General features: G+C 34.1%; 18 protein-coding genes and 2 tRNA genes. 3 read left to right on the forward strand and 17 right to left on the reverse strand.

Annotated features, from left to right (window positions below; all coding sequences use genetic code 11):
- Positions 1–5 precede the first annotated feature (5 nt).
- From AC8GF4_RS15170 to AC8GF4_RS15210, 9 genes are all read right to left on the reverse strand, one after another.
- Positions 6–2237, reverse strand: a complete 2232-nt coding sequence (locus AC8GF4_RS15170) for a PAS domain S-box protein (protein ID WP_506595772.1) — start codon at positions 2235–2237, stop codon at positions 6–8.
- Complete coding sequence (locus tag AC8GF4_RS15175) at positions 2238–2780, reverse strand: heme NO-binding domain-containing protein (protein WP_506595773.1); 543 nt, start codon at positions 2778–2780, stop codon at positions 2238–2240.
- 26 nt (positions 2781–2806) lie between these two features.
- Positions 2807–3220, reverse strand: a complete 414-nt coding sequence (locus tag AC8GF4_RS15180) for a response regulator (protein ID WP_506595775.1) — start codon at positions 3218–3220, stop codon at positions 2807–2809.
- Positions 3221–3429: 209 nt separating this feature from the next.
- On the reverse strand, positions 3430–3792 hold the full coding sequence (locus AC8GF4_RS15185) for an MmcQ/YjbR family DNA-binding protein (RefSeq protein WP_506595777.1): 363 nt from the start codon (positions 3790–3792) through the stop codon (positions 3430–3432).
- Positions 3793–3995: 203 nt separating this feature from the next.
- Positions 3996–4394, reverse strand: coding sequence for a GNAT family N-acetyltransferase (locus AC8GF4_RS15190; protein WP_506595779.1), 399 nt, complete (start codon positions 4392–4394; stop codon positions 3996–3998).
- Complete coding sequence (locus AC8GF4_RS15195; RefSeq protein ID WP_506595781.1) at positions 4391–5143, reverse strand: cyclase family protein; 753 nt, start codon at positions 5141–5143, stop codon at positions 4391–4393. The genes AC8GF4_RS15190 and AC8GF4_RS15195 overlap by 4 nt, the downstream gene beginning before the upstream one ends.
- An 88-nt stretch (positions 5144–5231) precedes the next feature.
- The gene (gene hemW, locus AC8GF4_RS15200) at positions 5232–6431 is read right to left on the reverse strand and encodes a radical SAM family heme chaperone HemW (RefSeq protein WP_506595783.1); all 1200 of its coding nucleotides are present in this window, start codon (positions 6429–6431) and stop codon (positions 5232–5234) included.
- A gap of 456 nt (positions 6432–6887) precedes the next feature.
- Complete coding sequence (ruvC, locus tag AC8GF4_RS15205) at positions 6888–7442, reverse strand: crossover junction endodeoxyribonuclease RuvC (RefSeq protein ID WP_143378189.1); 555 nt, start codon at positions 7440–7442, stop codon at positions 6888–6890.
- Between the two features lie 43 nt (positions 7443–7485).
- Positions 7486–7908, reverse strand: coding sequence for a DUF1003 domain-containing protein (locus AC8GF4_RS15210; RefSeq protein WP_506595785.1), 423 nt, complete (start codon positions 7906–7908; stop codon positions 7486–7488).
- An 89-nt stretch (positions 7909–7997) separates the two neighbouring features.
- Between AC8GF4_RS15210 and AC8GF4_RS15215 the strand changes: the two genes are divergently transcribed.
- Entirely contained in the window at positions 7998–8969 is a 972-nt protein-coding gene (locus tag AC8GF4_RS15215) for a hypothetical protein (protein ID WP_506595787.1), read from the forward strand.
- Positions 8966–10063, forward strand: coding sequence for a glycosyltransferase family 2 protein (locus AC8GF4_RS15220; RefSeq protein WP_506595790.1), 1098 nt, complete (start codon positions 8966–8968; stop codon positions 10061–10063). Before AC8GF4_RS15215 ends, AC8GF4_RS15220 begins: the two co-directional genes overlap by 4 nt.
- Here AC8GF4_RS15220 and AC8GF4_RS15225 read toward each other — a convergent pair.
- A complete protein-coding gene (locus tag AC8GF4_RS15225; RefSeq protein WP_506595791.1) occupies positions 10060–10773 on the reverse strand; it encodes a DUF4184 family protein in 714 nt (237 codons plus the stop codon). The genes AC8GF4_RS15220 and AC8GF4_RS15225 overlap by 4 nt on opposite strands.
- 3 nt (positions 10774–10776) lie before the next feature.
- A complete protein-coding gene (locus AC8GF4_RS15230) occupies positions 10777–11253 on the reverse strand; it encodes a hypothetical protein (protein ID WP_506595793.1) in 477 nt (158 codons plus the stop codon).
- A gap of 112 nt (positions 11254–11365) precedes the next feature.
- On the opposite strand from AC8GF4_RS15230, the gene AC8GF4_RS15235 reads away from it, so the two are divergent.
- On the forward strand, positions 11366–11866 hold the full coding sequence (locus AC8GF4_RS15235) for a DUF456 domain-containing protein (protein ID WP_506595794.1): 501 nt from the start codon (positions 11366–11368) through the stop codon (positions 11864–11866).
- Between the two features lie 505 nt (positions 11867–12371).
- Here the strand turns inward: AC8GF4_RS15235 and AC8GF4_RS15240 are convergent.
- The 6 genes from AC8GF4_RS15240 to dnaE all read right to left on the reverse strand — a co-directional run bounded on the left by AC8GF4_RS15240 (position 12372) and on the right by dnaE (position 20506).
- Positions 12372–12445 (reverse strand) — tRNA-Asp (locus AC8GF4_RS15240).
- Positions 12446–12760: 315 nt separating this feature from the next.
- Positions 12761–12834, reverse strand: a tRNA-Asp gene (locus AC8GF4_RS15245).
- An 86-nt stretch (positions 12835–12920) separates the two neighbouring features.
- On the reverse strand, positions 12921–13847 hold the full coding sequence (locus AC8GF4_RS15250) for a DUF58 domain-containing protein (protein ID WP_506595795.1): 927 nt from the start codon (positions 13845–13847) through the stop codon (positions 12921–12923).
- A 279-nt stretch (positions 13848–14126) separates the two neighbouring features.
- The gene (trxA, locus tag AC8GF4_RS15255; RefSeq protein WP_506595796.1) at positions 14127–14444 is read right to left on the reverse strand and encodes a thioredoxin; all 318 of its coding nucleotides are present in this window, start codon (positions 14442–14444) and stop codon (positions 14127–14129) included.
- A 304-nt stretch (positions 14445–14748) separates the two neighbouring features.
- Positions 14749–15708 carry an outer membrane beta-barrel protein gene (locus AC8GF4_RS15260; protein WP_506595797.1) on the reverse strand — a complete coding sequence of 320 codons (960 nt, stop codon included), beginning with the start codon at positions 15706–15708 and terminating at the stop codon, positions 14749–14751.
- A gap of 274 nt (positions 15709–15982) precedes the next feature.
- Entirely contained in the window at positions 15983–20506 is a 4524-nt protein-coding gene (dnaE, locus tag AC8GF4_RS15265; RefSeq protein WP_506595798.1) for a DNA polymerase III subunit alpha, read from the reverse strand.
- Positions 20507–21125 lie beyond the last annotated feature (619 nt).

A 21125-nucleotide genomic window follows, 5' to 3' on the forward strand; every position in this document is an offset into this window, starting at 1 on the left:
ATTTACTATTTGTTAAGTTGTATAAAAAAGGTTGTACCGATTCCTAGTTCACTTTCAATCCAAATTTTGCCATTGTAAGTCTCAATTATTTTTTTAACAATAGAAAGTCCAATGCCTGTGGAACGGTCACTAGTTGTAAATGATTGAAATACATTAAATATTTTTTCTTGATTTTCTTTTGCAATTCCGGGCCCATTATCTTTTATAAAAAAAACATAATGATCTTCAAATTCTTCGGACCCTACCTCAACAAGACCTTCGGGTTTATCTACATAAATAACTGCATTACCAATTATATTTTGAAATAACTGCTGGATTCTAAAACGATCAGCTTGTATAAATGGTAATTGATTTTTAATGATAATATTAACATTTTTTGGTATATCAATAATACTGATTATGGTTTCAATTATCTGATGAACATTTACATTTTCTTCAACAAAATCTCCTTTATCAATTTTAGCATAGGTCAAAATACCTCCAATTAAGTGATCCATTTTTTCCACTTTCCCCTCAATCATATTGAGGTATTTCAATGTTTGTTCATTAAATTCCTTGTCATTATCTTCTTTAATCCAAGTCAACAAAGAATGAATGCTTCGCAAAGGGGATTTTAAGTCGTGTGAGACTATTGATGCATAATCTTCTAAATCTTTATTACTTTTAGCCAGACTTTCCATCAACTCCTCTTTCTGATTTTCTAATTCTTTTTTGGTTGTAATATTTTCTTCAACAGCAAAATACTTGCTAATTTTACCTTTTCTATCAAGCAATGCTTGCCCTTGTAACCTAATCCAATATTTGTATCCAGATTTAGAGTAATTTACAATTTCACATTCAAAAGATGATCCTTGCATGACTTGATTTTTCAAATACTCAACAGTTTCCGGTTTAGTTTCAGGCCCCTGTAATAAATGCCCAGGAACTTGACCTACTGCTTCTTCAAAAGTATATTCGGATAGATTCAAAAAACTTTCATTCACCCATTCAATTCGCCCGAGCTTATCACAAATAACAACTGAATTTATATTTTTTTCAGCGATTAAAGAGAGCAAATAAAGTCGTTCATCTTGCTCTTTCTTTTGTGTTATATCTTCGATCATAGCAAAGTATTGAATTACTTCGTTATTCGAATTTAAAATAGGTTGCCCTTTGGTTTTAACCCAAAAGTTCTCTCCGTTTTTTTTGCGATGAAGATGTTCAAGATCAAATGGTTCACCTTTATAAAATGGAATTAACATTTTTTCTAAATCCTCTAGGTCAGAACCTTCAATTTTTCCTATTTCAATTGGTGTTTTCCCTATCACTTCCTCAATAGAATATCCCGTAAGTTTTAAATAAGAGTCATTACACCAAAATATTTTTCCGTTTTTATGTGTAAAAACAATTCCGTTCTCGTTAATACTTGCTACAAGAGACAATCTGCGTAACTCTGCTTGGTCTTTTTTTTGTTCTGTAATATCTCTTCCATAAATATTTACATAACCTTCTTCTTTTAGACTCTTGCAAATAAAGGAAAAATCTTTAGTCTCTGCCTTTGCTTCAAAAGTAAATCGCTCTTGATCTAAATCTATTTTGTGGATAATAAATTTAAAAAAATCATTAGTTTCATATGATATTCCCTCATATTCAAGAATTGTGAGTTTTTCGGCTGCTGGGTTTTTATTAATTATATTTCCCTCAACGTCAATACGTATTAAGGGATCTGGGTTTTTGGTAGGAAAAAGTGCGATATTATGAATTTCCTTATTGGCTTGCTTTAATTTATTTTTTTGATTGTTAACTACCATTAATAATTCTTTCAATTCTTTAGAATTATTTTCTTGATTGTTAAGTACGTGGAGTAAGTCTATAAGTGGGTCGTGTAATGCAAAATCACGAAATGTTAACTTGTTTTCAACAACTTCAAGCGTAGAATTGAACCAGGGTGACCCAACAAATAACAAGGAATTATTTATTAGCTCAAATTGACCTCTTAAAGGAATCCCGTTAATTTTATTTTCAATTACTGTCAGCTGATTGCTGTTATTGATTATATCCTCATAAGTAGGATTATCAAGACGTGGTTTTTTTATGCTAAAATTATCCGAGAAAGGAGTGCTCTTTTTTATAAAGGGACAAATTTTGACTAAGCTTTTTCCAAAATTTTCTATTTGTAATGACTTATCAATTAGAATATAAAATGGAAATAACCGGTTAAAACTATCATCACTAAAATTAAATTCTAATTTATTCATTTACAAGTTTATTTTAAAAATTTCATGTGTACTACCTTCGTTACGTGTTTGAATTAATTCTAGCGTAAGCGGGGTATTAAACATTTTTCCTAATCCTTGAATTAATCCTCTAACAAATTCTTGTAATCCCTCTCTTTTAGAAAAATAGTGTAAACACAACCCATTTTCGGTTATATCACTTACTTTAAATTCTGGAGGAGTCAATTTTGGGTAAATCAACATTACTCTGTTGTGAAAGTTAGGTAAATTTACCAAAAAATCTCTTAAATTGTTTCCTCCAGAATCCATTAATCCTGGATATTTTTCGGAGGTTGTTCTGATAACCCACCATTCACCAAAAGCAATCAACACTTCTGATACGGTCATGTTCATTTCTTCAGAAACAGCAACGGCTAATTTAAAAGTTACGTCATCGTCATAAGGCTCGCTACTGATAAAAAAATCGATATCAATACCACTTCTTTCCTTGATAGCTTCCCATTTTTCTTCGCCAAAATTAGCAATTACTAAATCTTCAATGGCTTTGTTTACTATTCCGTACATAATTATCTATTGAAAAATTAAATTGTCTATTGAGAAATTAATTCATTTGTCATCCAATATTCTAGTAGATTTTTTATTCTATTTCCATAGTCCTCATATTTAAGAGGCTTTAATAAATATCCCGCAATTCCAATTTTATAACATTCAAAAATATCATTATGATTGTTTGAAGTTGTCAAAACAATAGCTGGGATAAATTTAAAAAAATCATCATTTTTTAAAATTCTTAAAAATTCAATACCATTTATTTTAGGCATATTTAAATCAAGTACAATAATATGTGGTATAAATTCTTTCTCTTTTAATATTCCAAGAGCTTCCTCACCATTATTAGCTTCAACAATTTTATGATTCATCCCTAGAGTAGATAACACTCTATTAAACTTCATTACTTCAATTGCATCATCTTCTATAAGAAGAATATTTAAGGATTTTGACATTTTAGTTAATTTTTAAGATTATGTACGCTAAAAATATAACTTATACTCAAATGTAAGGAATAATTTCGTTAAAAATACATTAGACTTCGGCGAATTGCAAAAAAGTATAGACGAATGAATTAAATAAATTAAATTTTCTAAAAAAAAAGAATAAAGAATTGCTATTCAACATCAACAAAAATAATATTATTTTGCACTATTTACCTCCGCTATTCAATAAATTTCGTTTGAATTTTCTTGGTTAAACTTTTAAAAACTAAATCATACGAATGATCGATTAATTCTTTCAAAAAAGTATCAGAGACATCTTGATTTATAGCAATTGTGTTCCAATGGACTTTACTCATGTGAAAGCCCGGTTGAATTGCATCATATTCTGCTCGTAGTTCTTGTGCCCAATCGGGATCACATTTGAGATTAGCTGAAGGATGTCCTTTTTCCCATTGCAGTAAGGAAGATAAGGCGAACATTTTTCCGCCAACTTTAAAAACCAAAGTATCTTCGTCAAACGGGAAATGCTCGGTAACGCCTTTTTTGGAAAGGCAGTATTCGTAATAAGTTTCTAAATTCATCGTAGCCTTAATTAATAATTAATTTGGAGCACAGCATTTGATGTATTCAAGACGATTAGTCCCGCTATCCGTTGCAATCTTTTTATTTTAAAAGAAAAATAAAAAGGATTTCCACTGCTATCGGGGCTCTTCCACAAGTTTAGTTTTTCATAAGAACTTTACCTCTAATCTTGGTCAAAGTCCGAAAACAATCGAATTGCTGTTTATACTATTTTTTCCATCATTCTTTCTGGGTATGCTAAGGCGTTGAAACCAAATTTCTCATACAAAAAATGAGCGTCTTTCGTGGCCAGTCTCCATATTTTAACTTCTTTCAAAGAAGGTTCTTCCATCATTGCCGAAATCAAAACAGACGAATATCCTTTTCCTCTATGTTCTTCAATAATAAAAACATCCATCACATAGGCAAAAACAACATAATCGGTAATTACTCTTGCAAAGCCAATTTGTTTGTCTTCGAGGTAAATTCCAAAACAAATTGAACTATCTATTGTTTTCTGCACTTCGTCCATAGTCCTTCCTGCTGCCCAATAAATATCTTTTAGAAAATTTTGGATAAAAGAAACATCAAGTTTCTTTTTATCTGTGGATACTTGTATCATATTTGGTATAAAATAGGTTTACTCGGACTTGCATCATTCTCAAAAGAAGCAATTTGCAAATTCAACAAATAACTTCCGTCTTCCACTTCTTCTGATACATATATCATCTCGGTAATTGTGCAATCCAATCGGGCATCATTATTTAAATTATTGACATCTTTTACATTCCAAAATGCTTTGTGTGCCAATAATTTTCCTTCATCATGTTCTTTGTCTACACTTGGTAAATCGATCAGTAAATGTTTGATACCGCTTTCGCGAATAAAAATTGCCGCATCCTCTGCCAGATAAGGCGGATTGGTATTGGAATATTTTAGTGATTTTTTTATTTTAAAATTGGGTAATGTTCTAATGATAATTGCTTCTGGTGTTTTCAAACCCAATGCTGTTTTAATCTGATTACTGCTAATCACCAAATCTTCTCCTCGTATTTCTGGGACAATAGAAATCAGTTCTGCCAAAAAGAAAAACTGTTTCAAACATTGATTGATGCTGTAAAACTCTCGAGTAATATGACCCAAGCATTCCGTATGGGTTCCATGACCGTGAGGATTGAAGGAAATGTTATTGAAATTTGTAGATGCTCCATCTTTTTTGCTTCCTATCCAATCGCCAAAAACAACGGGTTCTATTACTGGTTTTTCGATGTACCAAGCAATTGGATTCTCGTCTGAATTAGTTAACGGAATCGAAATATCAATGGGTTTTGATAAATTGACTTTAAATTCGTTGTTGATGTTTGCTATCATAATTGAACACGGATTTTTCAGATATACTAACGCGGATTCTACGGATTTTTATCAGTGTTGCTTGCATCCGTTTTATCTGCGTTCTATTTCATTCCAAATTTAAATAAAACAAATCACTTGCAATTCCATCCGTTAAAAATTTTCCTTTTGGAGTTGGTTTCAAAATCTTCTCGATACTATTCCTCCCAAAAGCGGAATCACTCGAAGTGACAATTTCAAGCAAACCATCGTCAAGGAACTTATGAGCTTGTTTGTACAAATACTCCAAATATTCCGCTCCGAATTCGTTTTCAATTCTATCCAAAGAAACACCCCAAATCGTTCTCAAACCCGTCATAATAGATTCGTTGTAACGGTCGGCAATCGAGAGAATCTCGATTTCATTGGGCAGTTTGCCTTCCTGAATCGATTTTAAATACAACGAATTATTCGAGACATTCCAGCTTCGGGAAACACCATCATAACTATGCGCAGATGGGCCAATTCCTAAATATTTTTTCCCCAACCAATAGGCCGAATTGTTCTTTGAAAAATAATTTTGCTTCCCAAAATTAGATAATTCATAATGGATAAAATCATTGGCTTCGAGGGTTTCAACCAAAATCGCAAAGTGTTCCTGAGCAGCTTCGTCATTGGGTTTGGCTATTTTTCCGGTTTGAATGAGTTTGTTCAAAGCTGTTTTGGGTTCTACAGTCAAAGCATAACTGGAAATGTGCGGTATTCCAAAAGACAAAGCGGTCTCTATGTTTTGCTTCCATTTTGCGTTACTCATTTGCTGCGCCTGTTCGCCATTCTGGCTCGAGTCCGGAATTCCATAAATCAAATCGAGTGAAATATTATCGAAATATTTTGTTGCTTCTGCCAAACATTTTTTGGCTTCCGCCGAATTATGAGCACGATTCATCATCTTCAAATCGTCTTCAAAAAAGGATTGAATTCCAATACTGAGTCGATTGATTGGACTTTTGGACAATTCAATAATTCGTTCTGTTGATAAATCATCTGGATTTGCTTCAAGAGTAATTTCTGGATTTTCAACAACTTTATAGTTCTTGTAGACTTCTTCAATCAAAAATCTTAATTCTGCAATCTGCAATACTGAGGGCGTTCCTCCACCAAAGTAAATGGTTTCAACAAGTTCGTTCTGAAATTCATTTTTACGCATTTGCAATTCTTTGGCTATAGCCAAAACCATCTCTTCTTTCTTCTTCATTGAAGTCGAAAAATGAAAATCGCAGTAATGGCAAGCCTGCTTGCAGAAGGGTATGTGTATGTAAATTCCTGACATAATTTAGTGTTCAGTGTTCAGTTTTTTAGTGATCAGTTTTGAAAGAAGTAACTATTTATTGAATACTATGGCTCTATTCTAAAAAGATAGTGATGTTTTAATTTGGATGCTATTAATGTTTTTTAATGCTGTGTATATATGAGTCGTTCCTTCGGCACTTTCTGGATATCGATATTTACTTTCACCGAACTAAAGTTCGGGGCTACAATATGAATCGTTCCTACGGAACTTCACTTTAAAGAGCCGTAGGCTCGACAGATATTGTAGGGATGGACTTTAGTCCATACACATTTCACGGCGTGTTCAAAAAGTGCCATAGGTAAGACCAATATATACAAACAAATTTATCTGTAAAATAAATGTATAAGGGTTGTTTCTGTAACTACTATCTTTTTGAACAGAGCCAATACTATTTTACCAAATACAACTGATCACTAAAAAACTGACCACTGATCACTATTTCTTAACTCGTTCCTCATTTTGTTTCACAAAAGCATCCCAACCCGTATAACTTTTTTCTCCGACCGTTTTCCCAGAGTTAAAAAAGTGACAAACCGCTGCTGCTAAACCATCAGTTGAATCCAAGTTTTTTGGTAATTCTTTCAACCCTAACAGTTGCTGAAGCATTTTGGCTACTTGTTCTTTGCTGGCATTTCCGTTTCCGGTAATGGCCATTTTTATTTTTTTGGGTTCGTATTCCGTAATGGGAATGTCTCTGGAAAGTCCTGCAGCCATTGCCACTCCTTGTGCGCGACCCAACTTCAGCATCGATTGCACGTTCTTGCCAAAGAATGGAGCTTCGATCGCAATTTCATCAGGATGATGCGTTTCTATTAATTCTATGGTGCGTTCAAAAATGATTTTCAATTTCTGGTAATGATTGTCGTATTTGGACAATTGCAATTCGTTGAGTTGCAAAAACTCCATCTTTTTATTGACGATTTTTATCAATCCAAAACCCATAATTGTGGTTCCGGGGTCTATTCCTAATATAATGCGTTCTTTTGTCACCATTTGTTTTTAAAGCTGTGATACTGAAATATGCTGATTTAGTTTATTTTATAGAATTGTTTTTCATCTCTTCCAACATCGCAATTATTTTATCTAATTTTTCGGTTTCAATTTTATCCAACTTAATTGTCAAAGCTTCAATTTCCAACTTTGCATCTATATTGGTTTTATAATCAGATTGCGCTTGAATACGGTCTCTTTCACTTTGCCTGTTTTGAGACATCATTATAATAGGAGCCGCATAAGCAGCCTGAGTAGAGAATACTAAATTCAGTAATATAAAAGGATACACATCCCAGTGACTCGTATATGCGATAAGGTTTAATGCCATCCATACTATTACAAAAACACTTTGAATAATAATAAATCTCCAAGAACCCATACCTTTAGCTACTGAATCGGCCAAACGGCTACCAAAGCCTAAAGCTTCTTTATGTTTTTCGTGCCATGTTTTGTTATTACTCATATCATTACCTATTTATAATTTGATTTTTTTATGAAATTCAGCCAGTATTTACTCGACTTTTTGTATTAGTTTTTCCTTTACTTTGCGGTATGATTTCAATTCCACACAAAACTAAGCAATTCCTCGTACTTCTAGTCAAACTTTTGATTGTAGGTGGCGCCTTTTATTTTATATACAACCAATTGGTCAATAATGACAAGCTCGACTGGCAAAAATTCATGGTGCTTTTTCATAAAAATCAATCGGTTTTAGGAATTGGATTTATTCTGCTTTTGAGTGTATTAAATCGCTTATTCGAAATCCTGAAATGGAAATATTTGGTTTCCTGCCTTCACACAATTTCTTTAAAAGAAGCTACCAAACAGGTCTTGGCAGGGTTAACGGCAGGGTTATTTACTCCAAATGGTGTTGGAGAATATGCCGGAAAAGCATTGTACTTTGACAAAAAAGAAGCTAAGAAAGTAGTGTTTTTAAACCTAATTTGCAACGGAATTCAGATGATTCTGACTGTAGTTTTTGGAATTTTTGGATTGTTATATTTCAATGCACGATACAACGTGATTACTGTCAAAACAGTTGCGGTTCTTTTTGGGATTCTGGTAATTCTAATTGTTGTTTTGTTCTCAGTCAAAAAAATCAAAATTAAAGGTTATTCTATAGAAAAACTGATTCATAAAATTAACGAAATCCCAAAATCGATTCATCAAAAAAATATGCTTTTGGCCTTATCGAGGTATTTGGTTTTCTCCCATCAATACTACTTTTTGTTTTTGGCTTTTGATGTTGATTTGCCTTATTTAATTCTCATTTCAGCCATATCAAGTGTTTACTTTCTAGCTTCTTCTTTGCCTACATTTCAGTTTTTGGATTTTGCAGTAAAAGGGAGTGTAGCTGTTTATTTCTTTGGAATATTGGGCGTTAATGAATGGGTAGTCGTTTTTGTAACTACGTTAATGTGGTTTTTGAATGTGGTTTTACCCGTGCTTATTGGAAGTTATTATGTAATGAATTTTACTCCCTTATCCCCTAAAGAAAAATTTAACCCCAAAGAAATCCTATGATTTTGTTTTTATTAGGCATTGCAATCATTTATGTTCTGACTATAAGTTGGCTCATTTATGGTTTTACAAAAATAGATCCATACGAACACATTGACTTACAACCAAAAACTAGCTTTAGTATTATTGTCCCTTTTCGAAATGAAGCTGATAATTTACCCATGTTATTGGAAAGTTTTTCAAAATTGAATTATCCGTCTGATTTGTTTGAAGTGATTTTGGTTGATGATGATTCCGATTTAAGATTTAAGATGAACGATTTTGAATTTAAGATTTTGTTAATTGACAACATTCGAGTTTCAAATTCTCCAAAGAAAGATGCAATTACAACAGCGATGCAAATTGTAAAAACTGACTGGGTTATCACCACTGATGCCGATTGTGTGGTTTCTGAAAATTGGTTGTTAGCTTTGAACAACTACATTCAATCGCATCAATTTTCTATGATTGCAGGCGCGGTTACCTATGATTTTGGAAGTTCTTTTTTACATCAGTTCCAGCAATTGGACTTGGCCAGTTTACAAGGTGCAACAATTGGGAGTTTTGGAATCAAAAAAGGGTTTATGTGTAATGGTGCGAATTTTGCCTATACTAAATCTTTCTTTCAATTGCTTAAGGGTTTCGATGGAAATACAACAATAGCAAGTGGAGATGATGTTTTTCTGTTGCAAAAGGCAATAGCCAAATATCCTGAAAAAGTGGCGTATTTAAAATCAAAGAACTTCATTGTTACTACAAAACCATTGAATGATTGGAAGTCATTGTTTTACCAGCGGGTTCGATGGGCATCCAAAACGACCTCTTATCAAAGTGATTTTGGAAAAAGACTGGGATTTCTTGTCTTTATCATGAATTTTAGTTTGGTTTCACTTATTTTTCTAACTGTTTTTGGCTTATTTTCTTTTCCTATTCTTGGATTGTATTTCCTTGTCAAATTTGGAATAGACACTGTGTTAATCAAGCAAACCAACTGTTTCTTGACAAAAAATAAAATTCACTATTTATTTTTAAGCAGTTTTTGGTACCCGGTTTTCAGCACTACTGTGGCTATGTATTGCTTGTTTGGAAAATATGATTGGAAAGGCAGGAAATTCTAAGGCTTTTTATACTTTATAAAAATAAGACTTGAAAAAGTTAACCCCAGTACAATTGAGGTTAATACAGCTATTATGATATCTGCGATTCTTTGCCAACCCACTACTATGGTAAATCTAAAAAAAATAATTATTAACGCAATTAAAAATGTAATTAACCAAAATGGTATAGAAATAGTAGCAATAGAAACAGCTTGTTTAGGAATTCTAAAGAAATACAAACCAAAAATTACAATCCCAATCAAAGAAGTACTATACTGTATCCATTCATAAATTGGAAACGAAAGAAATATCGAATTTAAAAAAGATATTCTTTGTACCATAAAACCATCCCAATGCGAGAATGAATCCAAGAAAAAATGAGAAAATGCTCCAAGAAAAAAAGAAAGAAAGACTATCACTCTGTTTTTTCTAAAATATTCAAACCAATTGGTGTGTTTTAACTCGGTAGTTCGTTTTTGAATAAAAGCAGGAGAATTAGCTAAAAATGGTTTTTTTATTATTCCATGAAACAAAAAAGTAACTATAATTGCAAGCGGAAAATCAATTAATATCAAACCCGAAAAAGTATGACTTATTTCGCTTTGTGTTCTCATTCTAAAAAAAAATTCAAAATCTGGCGCCATAGAACCTACAATCAAAGCTGTAATAGAAAACTTTTTACTTTTAAAAAAAGGCAAAAGAATAGCTGGATGTGAAAAAGTAAAAGGCATTAGTTATTCCACTTTTAGAATTACGGGAAGTATAAACTGAGTTTTTACTGGTAACCCTCTCTTGATTGCTGGATTTATTTTTGGGAAGTCGACCAAACGGGCTTTAAGAATACTGTCTATTTTCACGGTATCATATGCTACCGAATCTTTAGGAAATTGAGGTTCAAATTTCATGGTAGCGTTCGGGAAAATGGTCACTTTTACCTCAATAGTGTCCAATTCTGGATAAAGCATAGACAAGGTGTCGTTACATAATTTTTCTTGAATCAGCTGGGTTAGAACTTCAAAAAAACATTGTTCTCGCTGCTTCTTATTTTCAATTTTATCACAATCAACAACTGATGGATATTCGTCTACCTCTTTCCAATTGATTGACTTCAATTCCTTTTGCAACAATTCCTTTTCGGAAGGAACCTGCTTGTCAAAATATTGACAGGAATTAAAAAGTATAAAAACTATAAAAAAAGGAAACTGCTTCAATGTTTGTTTTTTGAATGGGACAAATAGGTTATAAAAATACAATTATTTTTCTCATATTCGTATATGATTAAGGTCTTGTATTTTCTGCGTCAAAATTACTAAAAATATTTTTATGGATATTCTCCTTTTACTATTGGGTTTTGTTTGTGTTGTTGCGGGCGTTTTTGGGAGTTTCCTTCCTGTTTTACCTGGGCCAAGCATCAGTTGGGTTGGAATTGTATTATTGTACTTTACTACTGCTGTTCAAGCCAATTATTGGATTCTTGGTATTTCATTATTGATAACTATTACACTGACCATTTTGGATTACATCATTCCAGCCAAAGGAACCAAAAAATTTGGCGGAAGTTCCTATGGCATTTGGGGAACCAATATTGGTTTGATTGTTGGTATTTTTGCTCCAATTCCGTTGGGCTTTATTATCGGGCCGTTTGTGGGCGCATTTATAGGTGAACTTATATATGACAACAAAAACCATAAACGTGCTTTGAAAGCGGCAACAGGCTCCCTTCTGGGTTTTCTTGCTTCTTCTTTTATGAAGTTTGTGGTTTGTATGATGTATCTGGGTTTGTTTCTTTGGATTGTGTGGCAAAATAGTCTTGCATTGTTTTAACCTGTTATTGTATTTGTACAGAACCTCAACACATTTAAAAATGCAATTCTCAAACATTTTGAACCATTAAGGAAATTAAGTCTTGAAGTCTTTCTATAAAATCTGAATCATTTAAAAATGTAATTCTCAAATATCTTGAAACATTAAAATAGTAAGTCCTGAAGTCTTTCGTAATAAACTTAATATCTTAATGGTTTAAAAAAAATCCTTCTATATTTGATATTATTTCAACATTATTTTTTTTAAAGCTCAATTCTTATACTATATATACTAAACATAAAAAAATTTCTGAACCATTAAGATATTAAGAAAATTAAGTCTTGAAATCTTTCTGTAAAATCTGAAAACATTTAAAAATGTACTTGAAACATTAAAATAGTAAGTCCTGAAGTCTTTCTTAATAAACTTCATCTCTTAATGGTTTAAAAAAAAGAGTGCTTTTAATTTTAAACCTTTATCCATAAAAAAAGCCTCTCCATAAAGGAAAGGCTTCTAACAATATTTGCGGTCTGGACGGGACTCGAACCCGCGACCCCATGCGTGACAGGCATGTATTCTAACCAACTGAACTACCAAACCCTGTTTTATTGCGAGTGCAAATATACAATAGATTTTCGTTTACGCAACTATTTTATAACATAAGAATCAAAAAAAAAACTAACTCCTTTAAAATCAAAAAGCTATACATTTTGTCATGACTAACAAGAAAAAGTTTTTCATATTAACGAATTACAATCTCCCTAAAATCAAAAAAGCTATCCACAAAGTGGAAAGCTTTTCATTGGTCTAACTACAAACCGTTCTCGCCATAGACGAGAAAACAACACAACTAGCTTTAGATACCTTAATTGGGCAAAAAAGCCTTTCTGTTACGAAAGGCTTTCCCCAATATTGCGGTCTGGACGGGACTCGAACCCGCGACCCCATGCGTGACAGGCATGTATTCTAACCAACTGAACTACCAAACCTCTGCTTTATTGCGGTGGCAAAGATACAATAGATTTTCGTTTACGCAAGCCTTTCGTGAGAGAATTTTAAATATAATTTCGCAATTTTATCCAAACTTTTGTTTTTCAACCAAGTATGCCGTTAAAATTTTTTCAAAACTTTCACCAACCCCAACAGGAATGTACTTTATTTTATTCTGAGCGCAGGTTAAAGCTAATTTTTTGAAGTAATCACCCACCTGTTTTTCGTATTCTTGCTTTACGTTATCGGCAAAAATTACTACCTCATCTCCTGTTTCAACATCAATAAACTTTCTCGGCGCATTGTCAAAATCAAATTTAAGCTCCGTTTCGTTGTCTACCACATGAAACAAAACCACTTTGTGCTTATCATGCTTCAAATGTTGTAAGGCATTAAAAAGAGCTTCTTCATTATCTGACTGAAACATATCTGTAAACAAAATAATCATCGAACGACGATGAATTTTCTCGGCAATCTGGTGCAAATAAGTAATGGTATCTGTTTGCTTTTTCTCTTTCGAATCCTTCAAAAGCTCTTCTAGCTTGTTCAATATCATTCTATGATGACGATCACTGCCTTTTTCGGGCGCATAATACTCATAATTATCCGAAAACACACTTAATCCAACCGCATCCCTTTGTTTCTTCAACAGATTCATTAAAACTGCCGATGCCAATACCGAAAAACCTATTTTACTCTCATAAAACGGCTGATTATCCTTCAGTTTTGGATAATGCATCGATGAGGAGTTGTCAACAATAATATGACATCTCAAATTGGTTTCTTCTTCAAAGCATTTAGTAAACAAACGATCCGTTTTGGCAAACAACTTCCAATCGATATGCTTGGTACTCTCGCCTACATTGTACACTTTATGCTCGGCAAACTCAGCCGAAAATCCATGAAACGGACTTTTATGCATACCCGAAATAAAACCTTCCACCACTTGATTGGCCAACAATTCCAAATGCTGAAAACTGGATATTTTCTCTATTTGCGATTCGATCTTCATATTCCAAATGTATAAAAAAGTTTGAACGTTTAGGATTGTAACCCGATTAAATTCAAAAGCCAAATTTTATCTTGCTTTTTTTCTCGCAGAGACGCAAAGGCGCAAAGTACTGCTTTGTTTTTTTGCGCCTTTGCGTCTCTGCGAGAATTTAAAAAAATCAGCGAGCCCTACATTTAATTCATTCATCAGAAATTCAAATATTCACTTAACAAAAATATCAATACACAAAAAAAGGCTTGACTTTCGCCAAACCTTTCTATATAAATCTTAATCTTACGATTACAACAATGCGTCTAAACTGTCTGCATACGTTTGTTTTGGAGCCACTCCTACTTGTTTTCCAACTACTTCTCCGTTATGGAAAACCAATACTGTTGGGATGTTTCTAACACCGTATTTAGCAGCAAATTCTTGGTTTGCATCTACATCCACTTTGCCTACAACTACTTTACCTTCGTACTCGTTGCTCAGTTCGTCAATGATTGGCCCAACCATTCTACAAGGTCCACACCATGCTGCCCAAAAATCTACCATTACTGGTTGCGTTGCTTTCAAAACTACTTCTTCAAAAGTAGCATCTGTTATTGCTATTGCCATACTTTTTTTATTTTATGTTTAAATGCTTGTTTGTTTTTAAATAAGATACAAATTTAGAAATTAAAACCCAACCAAACGCTATTCCAAAATTAGTTTTCACTATAAATGTATTGCTAATAGTTATTTCCTTGTGATTAGGAGCTATTTCCTGCTATCCGTTGCAATCTTTTATTCCGAAAAAAAAATCGGAATAAAAAGGATTTCCACTGCTATCAGGGCTAGGGCTTCAAGGATTTCGAAAACTGTAGTATACAAAAAAAGACCCTCTTTTCAGAAGGTCTTAGTATATTTTAATCGTATTTAATTAAAGGCTGTATTTCAAACCAAAAGTCATTCCTACTCCACTAATACTTATGTAAGAACTAATGTCATTCATAGCCTCGTTTGGTCTTGTAGTATCTGTAGGGTATGGTGAAGCCAAGTTTGGATTAAACAAATAATGATTTGAACTACTGTTTAATTGTTCAACGTAATTTGTATGATTTGAAGAATACGTTCCATCTCTAAATGAAGTTGGAGTGTTTAATTTATCAACACCATTTTCGGTGTATTCTTTGGTTTCTTTTGTATCGCCACCTACTGTAAAATTACGATATTCAATCTCTGCAAATAAAGAAATATTTTTCCCTAATTTATAAGTAGTTCCCAATGCACCAGAAAACCCTAAAGTTGGATTTGGTAACACCTCTTCTTTTGCATACGCAGTTGTAACTCCAGCAGGTGAAGTATAGGTTCTATTAGTTTCTATAGTCAAATCTCCATGGATAGGAAGAATTACACCTACTTTTGTGTACGACTCAAATTTCTTGTTTTGTACAAAAAACAAGACAGCAGCAGGAGCTATGTCTAGAGCAGTAACTTGCCCCTCAGCAGTACCAGAAACAAATGAAGGAGCAGCAGAAGTTAATCTATTTACTGTTTTCACCATTAATTTATCTGTACTATTGAAATAATTTACACCCAATTCAAGTCCAAAACGAGTTGTAAAACGGTATCCTGCAGTAATACCAGTACGAAAACCTTGACCGAAAGATCCCGTGTTAGTCTCTCTAGAAACCAAAGTAGTTCCATTTGCAGCATATACATCTGAATTTGGTAATTGACCATTTACAACTGGAAATTCGGTACCAGTAGCTTCCATAAAATAAGAACCTCCTATTTTAAAATACCACGTTTCTGGTTTACTATCTGTAGTGGTTGTTGTTTGCCCTACCATTGTCATAGTAGATACCAATAGTGTAACTAAAAATAATTTTGCTTTCATCTTTGAAATTTTAATTCGTGCAAAATTAATTGTAATTTCTTTAAAGTACATCAAAACATTAAATATTAGCGAAAAAAAAGCTTGTTACATTTAAATAATTACGAAATTATCATATAAAAAGCAATAAAAAAACATATAATTAAATTTATAAGTTAAAAACAAAAATAGCCAATTCGTTATAAAAAGAGAATATTCTTATATATAAAAAAAAATCAAACACTAGAGCGTACTAATTTGCAAATTTTTAAAGCCTCTGTTTTTTGTAGTGAAACAACTAATTCAACTTGAAATTAATCTGCATTTTCTCTAATTCAAACAGCAATTCATTCGAGATTTGAACTTTGAGTTTTCTACTCGGCATTGACAATTTGGTTACCACTTTTATTTCTTCGACTTCTGTAACTGTTTTTGTTTCTGTCACCTCAACACCTTCATCATTTTCTTCCACAAAAGATTCTTCCTCACTATCTTCAAAATCAGAGGTTGCCTCAACGATTTTTTTTATCTTTTCCAATTCCATTATCTCAAAAGTCACCGTGTTGTCTCCTTTATTTTCTTGAAAAAGTCGATTCAATTGATGGATAAAATCCGTTTCCAAATCTTTTATATTCAACAAAAGAATTAGCTTTTTGGCAAAAGTACTCAACACATCCTGCAAATATTGCACCAATACAAATTGCATCCTAGGATCCGTTTTTTTGCCCGTATCCTGATTCACCCAACCTTCTTTTATCATCACTTTCATAAAAGTAAAATTATTCTGTATAAAGAAATGCCTGAACTTTAAATACTCCTCCCCAAATATTTTGAATTCGTAACTTTCATCATAGCCTTCGAGCATAAAAGTCCCCCAGCCTTTTCCGTTCTTGGCCACACGGTGTTGTACATTTGTAATAATTCCGCCAAAAGCCAGACTCTTTCCTACGTATAATTCCATATTTTTCAAGACTTCTAATTTGGCATTGCAAAAATATTTCATCTCAAATTTGTAATCATCCAACGGATGTCCCGAAATATAAATCCCGACCACCTCTTTCTCTTTGGCCAATTTTTCCATGGTACTCCAGTCTTCACATGGAGGCACAATTGGCTCTGCAATTTGCACATCACTGCTTTCGCCAAACAAACTCACCTGTGATGAATTTTCATTCTCCTGAAACTTAGAGCCGTATTTAATGGATTTTTCATAGAATGTAATTCCGTCACCATCATCATGAAAATATTGCGCTCTGGTGGTTCCTTCAAACGAATCAAATCCACCGGCTAGAATTAAATTTTCGAGTGCTTTTTTATTTGCTGCGCGCAAATCAATACGCTTGGTCAAGTCAAAAATCGACTTGTATTTTCCGTCTTTTCTATTCTCTACAATGGTTGCCACAGCTCCAGAACCGACTCCTTTTATGGCGCCCATTCCAAAACGTACCGCATAATCATCATTTACAGTAAATTTGTAAAATGATTCATTGACATCTGGCCCAAGAACCTGTAATCCCATGCGTTTACATTCTTCCATAAAGAAAGAAACCTGCTTGATGTCACTCATATTATTGGACAAAACCGCAGCCATATATTCGGCAGGATAATTGGCTTTCAAATAAGCCGTTTGGTACGCAACCCAAGCATAGCAAGTCGAGTGCGATTTATTAAAGGCGTATTCGGCAAATGCTTCCCAGTCTTTCCATATTTTTTCTAATTTGTCTGCTGCATGCCCTTTGGCAACAGCTTGATTCACAAACTTAGGTTTCATTTTATCCAATACATCCTTCTGCTTTTTCCCCATCGCTTTACGCAAAACATCGGCATCACCCTTAGAGAAATCCGCCAGTTTTTGGGACAAAAGCATTACCTGTTCTTGATAAACGGTAATTCCGTAGGTATCTTTTAGTAATTCTTCACAAGCTTCTAGGTCATAAATGATTTCCTCTTCTCCATTTTTCCTCTTTACAAAACTCGGAATATAGGCAATCGGTCCTGGTCGGTACAAGGCATTCATGGCAATCAAATCGGGAAAAACCGTAGGTTTCAATTCCTTCATGTATTTTTGCATTCCAGCGCTCTCATACTGAAAAATTCCAACCGTTTCTCCTCGCTGAAAAAGCTCGTATGTTTTTACATCGTCAATAGGAAAAGTATCTGGATCAAGATCGATATTGCTCCTGTATTTTACTAATTTAACAGTGTCTTTGATCAGGGTAAGGGTTTTCAAACCCAAGAAGTCCATCTTAAGCAAACCCGCACTTTCTACGACCGAGTTGTCAAATTGCGTGACAAACAAATCCGAATCTTTCGCGGTGGCCACAGGAACAAAATTGGTAATATCACTTGGCGTGATAATCACCCCACAGGCGTGAATCCCCGTGTTTCGTAAATTTCCCTCTAAGATTTTCGCCTGTTGAATCGTTTCTCCACCTAAATCTCCTTCATTGGCAATTTCAATTAATTCCTTAATCTTATCATATTCTTCCGGTCGAACCGCTTTCCGGATGACATCTTCTTTCTCATTCAAGAAACGGGCCAGATTCCATTTGGACGGCATCATACCTGGAATTAATTTGGCAATTTTATCAGCTTCAAAAAGTGGTAAATCCAGTACACGAGCCGTATCACGAATCGCCGATTTGGTTGCCATTTTACCATAGGTAATAATCTGCGCCACTTGCTTCGATCCGTATTTCCGAATCACATAATCCATTACGCTGCTTCGGCCTTCGTCATCAAAATCGATATCAATATCGGGTAGTGACACACGATCGGGATTTAGGAAACGCTCAAAAAGCAGATTGTACATCAATGGGTCGATATTGGTAATCTTCAAACAATAGGCCACCACCGATCCCGCTGCAGAACCCCTTCCCGGTCCTACCGAAACACCCATGCTTCTGGCCTCGGCAATTAAATCCTGTACAATCAGGAAATAACCTGGATATCCCGAATTCTTAATAGTCAATAACTCAAAATCCAATCGTTCCTGAATTTCTTCCGTGATTTCTGGATACCTTCGATTGGCCCCTTCAAAAGTAAGATGTCTCAAATAGGCATTTTCTCCTCGTACACCACCATCTTTTTCATCTTCAGGGTCGTTAAACTCTAGTGGAATTTCAAATTTTGGAAGCAATACTTCTCTGGCCAAATCAAAAATTTCAATCTTGTCTACAATCTCCGAAATATTAGAAATCGCTTCGGGTAAATCGGCAAATAGGTGTTTCATCTCCTCTCCCGACTTGAAATAATATTCCTGATTGGGCAGACCATAACGGTAGCCACGACCACGACCTATTGGCGTAGTTTGTTTTTCACCATCGCGCACACAAAGCAAAATATCGTGTGCGTTGGCATTTTCTTTATCGATATAAAAAATATTATTGGTCGCAATCAATTTTACGTCATGCTTTCTAGCCAAAGAAATCATGGATGTATTCACACGATTTTCGTCCTCTTGATTGTGGCGCATCAGCTCGATATACAAATCATCTTGGAATTCATTTTTCCACCAAAGCAAAGCTTCCTCAGCTTGGTTTTCTCCAAGATTTAAAACTTTGTTTGGAATTTCTCCATAAAGATTACCAGACAAAACAATAATATCCTCTTTGTATTCCTGTATGACTTTTCTATCTATTCTGGGCACATAGTAAAACCCTTCTGTATAAGCGATAGAAGACATTTTGGCTAAATTATGATAGCCTTTTTTGGTCTTCGCCAAAAGCACTATTTGGTATCCATTGTCTTTTACCGACTTGTTTTTATGGTCTTCGCAGACAAAAAATTCGCAACCCACAATTGGTTTCATCGGAACTTCGGTTGGTTCCTCACCGTTTTCTATGGCTGCCTTATTTTTGGATTCGGCTGCTTTATTGTGGTATAAAATATCACGAACAAAATGGAAAGCCCCCATCAAATTGGCATGATCCGTCATTGCTACAGCAGGCATTTTTTGTTGAGCTGCTGCTTTTACTAATGCTGCAATACTAATGGTGGATTGCAAAACCGAAAACTGCGTATGGTTGTGTAAATGCACAAAAGGCGCATCTATTAATACTTTTTTATTCTCATTCAGTTCTTCTTTGGAAACTGAAACGGCTTGTTTCTCTCCAAATTGCAGTCGGATTTTATCCGAAGCTTCTTTTAGGTTGATGTGTTTTAAACCAATTAGCTCAATTTCATGCGGATTTTTACTTTTGAAATCCTTGAAATAACCAATTTCAACATCGAGTTCTTCTTTGGTGAAAATATCACGACGAATTAATTCCAAGAAACAACGCGTAGTTGCCTCAACATCGGCGGTGGCATTGTGTGCTTCCGCAAAAGGCTTATTAAAAAGAAAAGAGTGTAATTCGGTTAACGTAGGCAACTTGAATTTCCCTCCACGTCCTCCGGGCAATCTCAATAATGAAGCAGTAACCTCAGTACAAGTATCCAGAATTGGCATCGAACCCATTGGGCTTTCAACTCCCATTCTATAGAATTCGCATCCCATAATATTGATATCAAAACCTAGATTTTGACCCACAATAAATTTGGCTTTGCCCAAAGCGAAATTGAATTTCTCTAAAACTTCGCCCAATGAAATTCCTTCGGCTTCGGCCAAATCGGTTGAGATTCCGTGAATACGCTCGGCATCATACGGAATATTGAATCCTTCAGGTTTTACCAAATAATCCTGATGCTCGATGAGTTTCCCCATATCATCGTGCAACTGCCATGCGATTTGTATACATCTTGGCCAGTTGTCTGTGTCAGAAATGGGTGCACCCCATTTCTTGGGTAATCCTGTGGTTTCGGTATCGAATATTAAGTACATACTTTTATAAAAAACAAATTAAAAAATTCCAAATTCCAATTTTACACATTCGTAAAATATTGATTTAATGCACAATAAAAGTCAACAAATGCAAAATGGATGAAATTCAAATTTAGGTTTTTTATGGGGATTGAAAGCCTTAAGTTATTAACAAAAAAGAGGTGCTTATCTGTAAGTTTTAAATCTCATTCGTAAAAAAAACATTTCTTGAACACCCCAATTGTTCTTGCGATCGCGTGAGGGATGGGCTAAGCTACCGAAGTAGCGGCAACAGCCCGACGCAATTGAGTGAAGGGGCTTTGTAGGCGGTGTCTTAGTTAAGCCCCTTTGCTCAACTGGGTCACGCCCAACTGATTTTTAATTTTTTCTTTCCTTTTCAAAAACCTACTTTACTATTAAATTTCGATCTCTTCTCTTTTTTGGATGTCGTAGTATTTTGTTAAAAAAAAGATACCCAAAAAACTCGAATAGGAGGTTATTTAGGGTACTAAAAACTAGATTTTTAATTCATTATCAGCAAATATTTGTGATACAAAATATAACAATAATCACTATTTTTTAAATTTTTGTTGTGAATTTTTAATCTAATTACCAATTTAAACGTTTTATTTGTAATAAA

Source organism: Flavobacterium rarum (SeqCode), from assembly GCF_965234445.1.
GTDB lineage: Bacteria > Bacteroidota > Bacteroidia > Flavobacteriales > Flavobacteriaceae > Flavobacterium > Flavobacterium rarum.

What these genes read in the sequence shown, in the direction of transcription:
- AC8GF4_RS15250 (WP_506595795.1), bottom strand. Translation starts at nt 13,847, where the DNA reads ATGAAGATCGAATCGCAAATAGAGAAAATATCCAGTTTTCAGCATTTG.
- AC8GF4_RS15260 (WP_506595797.1), bottom strand. Translation starts at nt 15,708, where the DNA reads ATGAAAGCAAAATTATTTTTAGTTACACTATTGGTATCTACTATGACA.
- AC8GF4_RS15215 (WP_506595787.1), top strand. Translation starts at nt 7,998, where the DNA reads ATGATTTCAATTCCACACAAAACTAAGCAATTCCTCGTACTTCTAGTC.
- AC8GF4_RS15175 (WP_506595773.1), bottom strand. Translation starts at nt 2,780, where the DNA reads ATGTACGGAATAGTAAACAAAGCCATTGAAGATTTAGTAATTGCTAAT.
- AC8GF4_RS15195 (WP_506595781.1), bottom strand. Translation starts at nt 5,143, where the DNA reads ATGATAGCAAACATCAACAACGAATTTAAAGTCAATTTATCAAAACCC.
- dnaE (WP_506595798.1), bottom strand. Translation starts at nt 20,506, where the DNA reads ATGTACTTAATATTCGATACCGAAACCACAGGATTACCCAAGAAATGG.
- AC8GF4_RS15225 (WP_506595791.1), bottom strand. Translation starts at nt 10,773, where the DNA reads ATGCCTTTTACTTTTTCACATCCAGCTATTCTTTTGCCTTTTTTTAAA.
- trxA (WP_506595796.1), bottom strand. Translation starts at nt 14,444, where the DNA reads ATGGCAATAGCAATAACAGATGCTACTTTTGAAGAAGTAGTTTTGAAA.
- AC8GF4_RS15170 (WP_506595772.1), bottom strand. Translation starts at nt 2,237, where the DNA reads ATGAATAAATTAGAATTTAATTTTAGTGATGATAGTTTTAACCGGTTA.
- hemW (WP_506595783.1), bottom strand. Translation starts at nt 6,431, where the DNA reads ATGTCAGGAATTTACATACACATACCCTTCTGCAAGCAGGCTTGCCAT.
- AC8GF4_RS15190 (WP_506595779.1), bottom strand. Translation starts at nt 4,394, where the DNA reads ATGATACAAGTATCCACAGATAAAAAGAAACTTGATGTTTCTTTTATC.
- AC8GF4_RS15185 (WP_506595777.1), bottom strand. Translation starts at nt 3,792, where the DNA reads ATGAATTTAGAAACTTATTACGAATACTGCCTTTCCAAAAAAGGCGTT.
- AC8GF4_RS15180 (WP_506595775.1), bottom strand. Translation starts at nt 3,220, where the DNA reads ATGTCAAAATCCTTAAATATTCTTCTTATAGAAGATGATGCAATTGAA.
- AC8GF4_RS15210 (WP_506595785.1), bottom strand. Translation starts at nt 7,908, where the DNA reads ATGAGTAATAACAAAACATGGCACGAAAAACATAAAGAAGCTTTAGGC.
- AC8GF4_RS15235 (WP_506595794.1), top strand. Translation starts at nt 11,366, where the DNA reads ATGGATATTCTCCTTTTACTATTGGGTTTTGTTTGTGTTGTTGCGGGC.
- AC8GF4_RS15220 (WP_506595790.1), top strand. Translation starts at nt 8,966, where the DNA reads ATGATTTTGTTTTTATTAGGCATTGCAATCATTTATGTTCTGACTATA.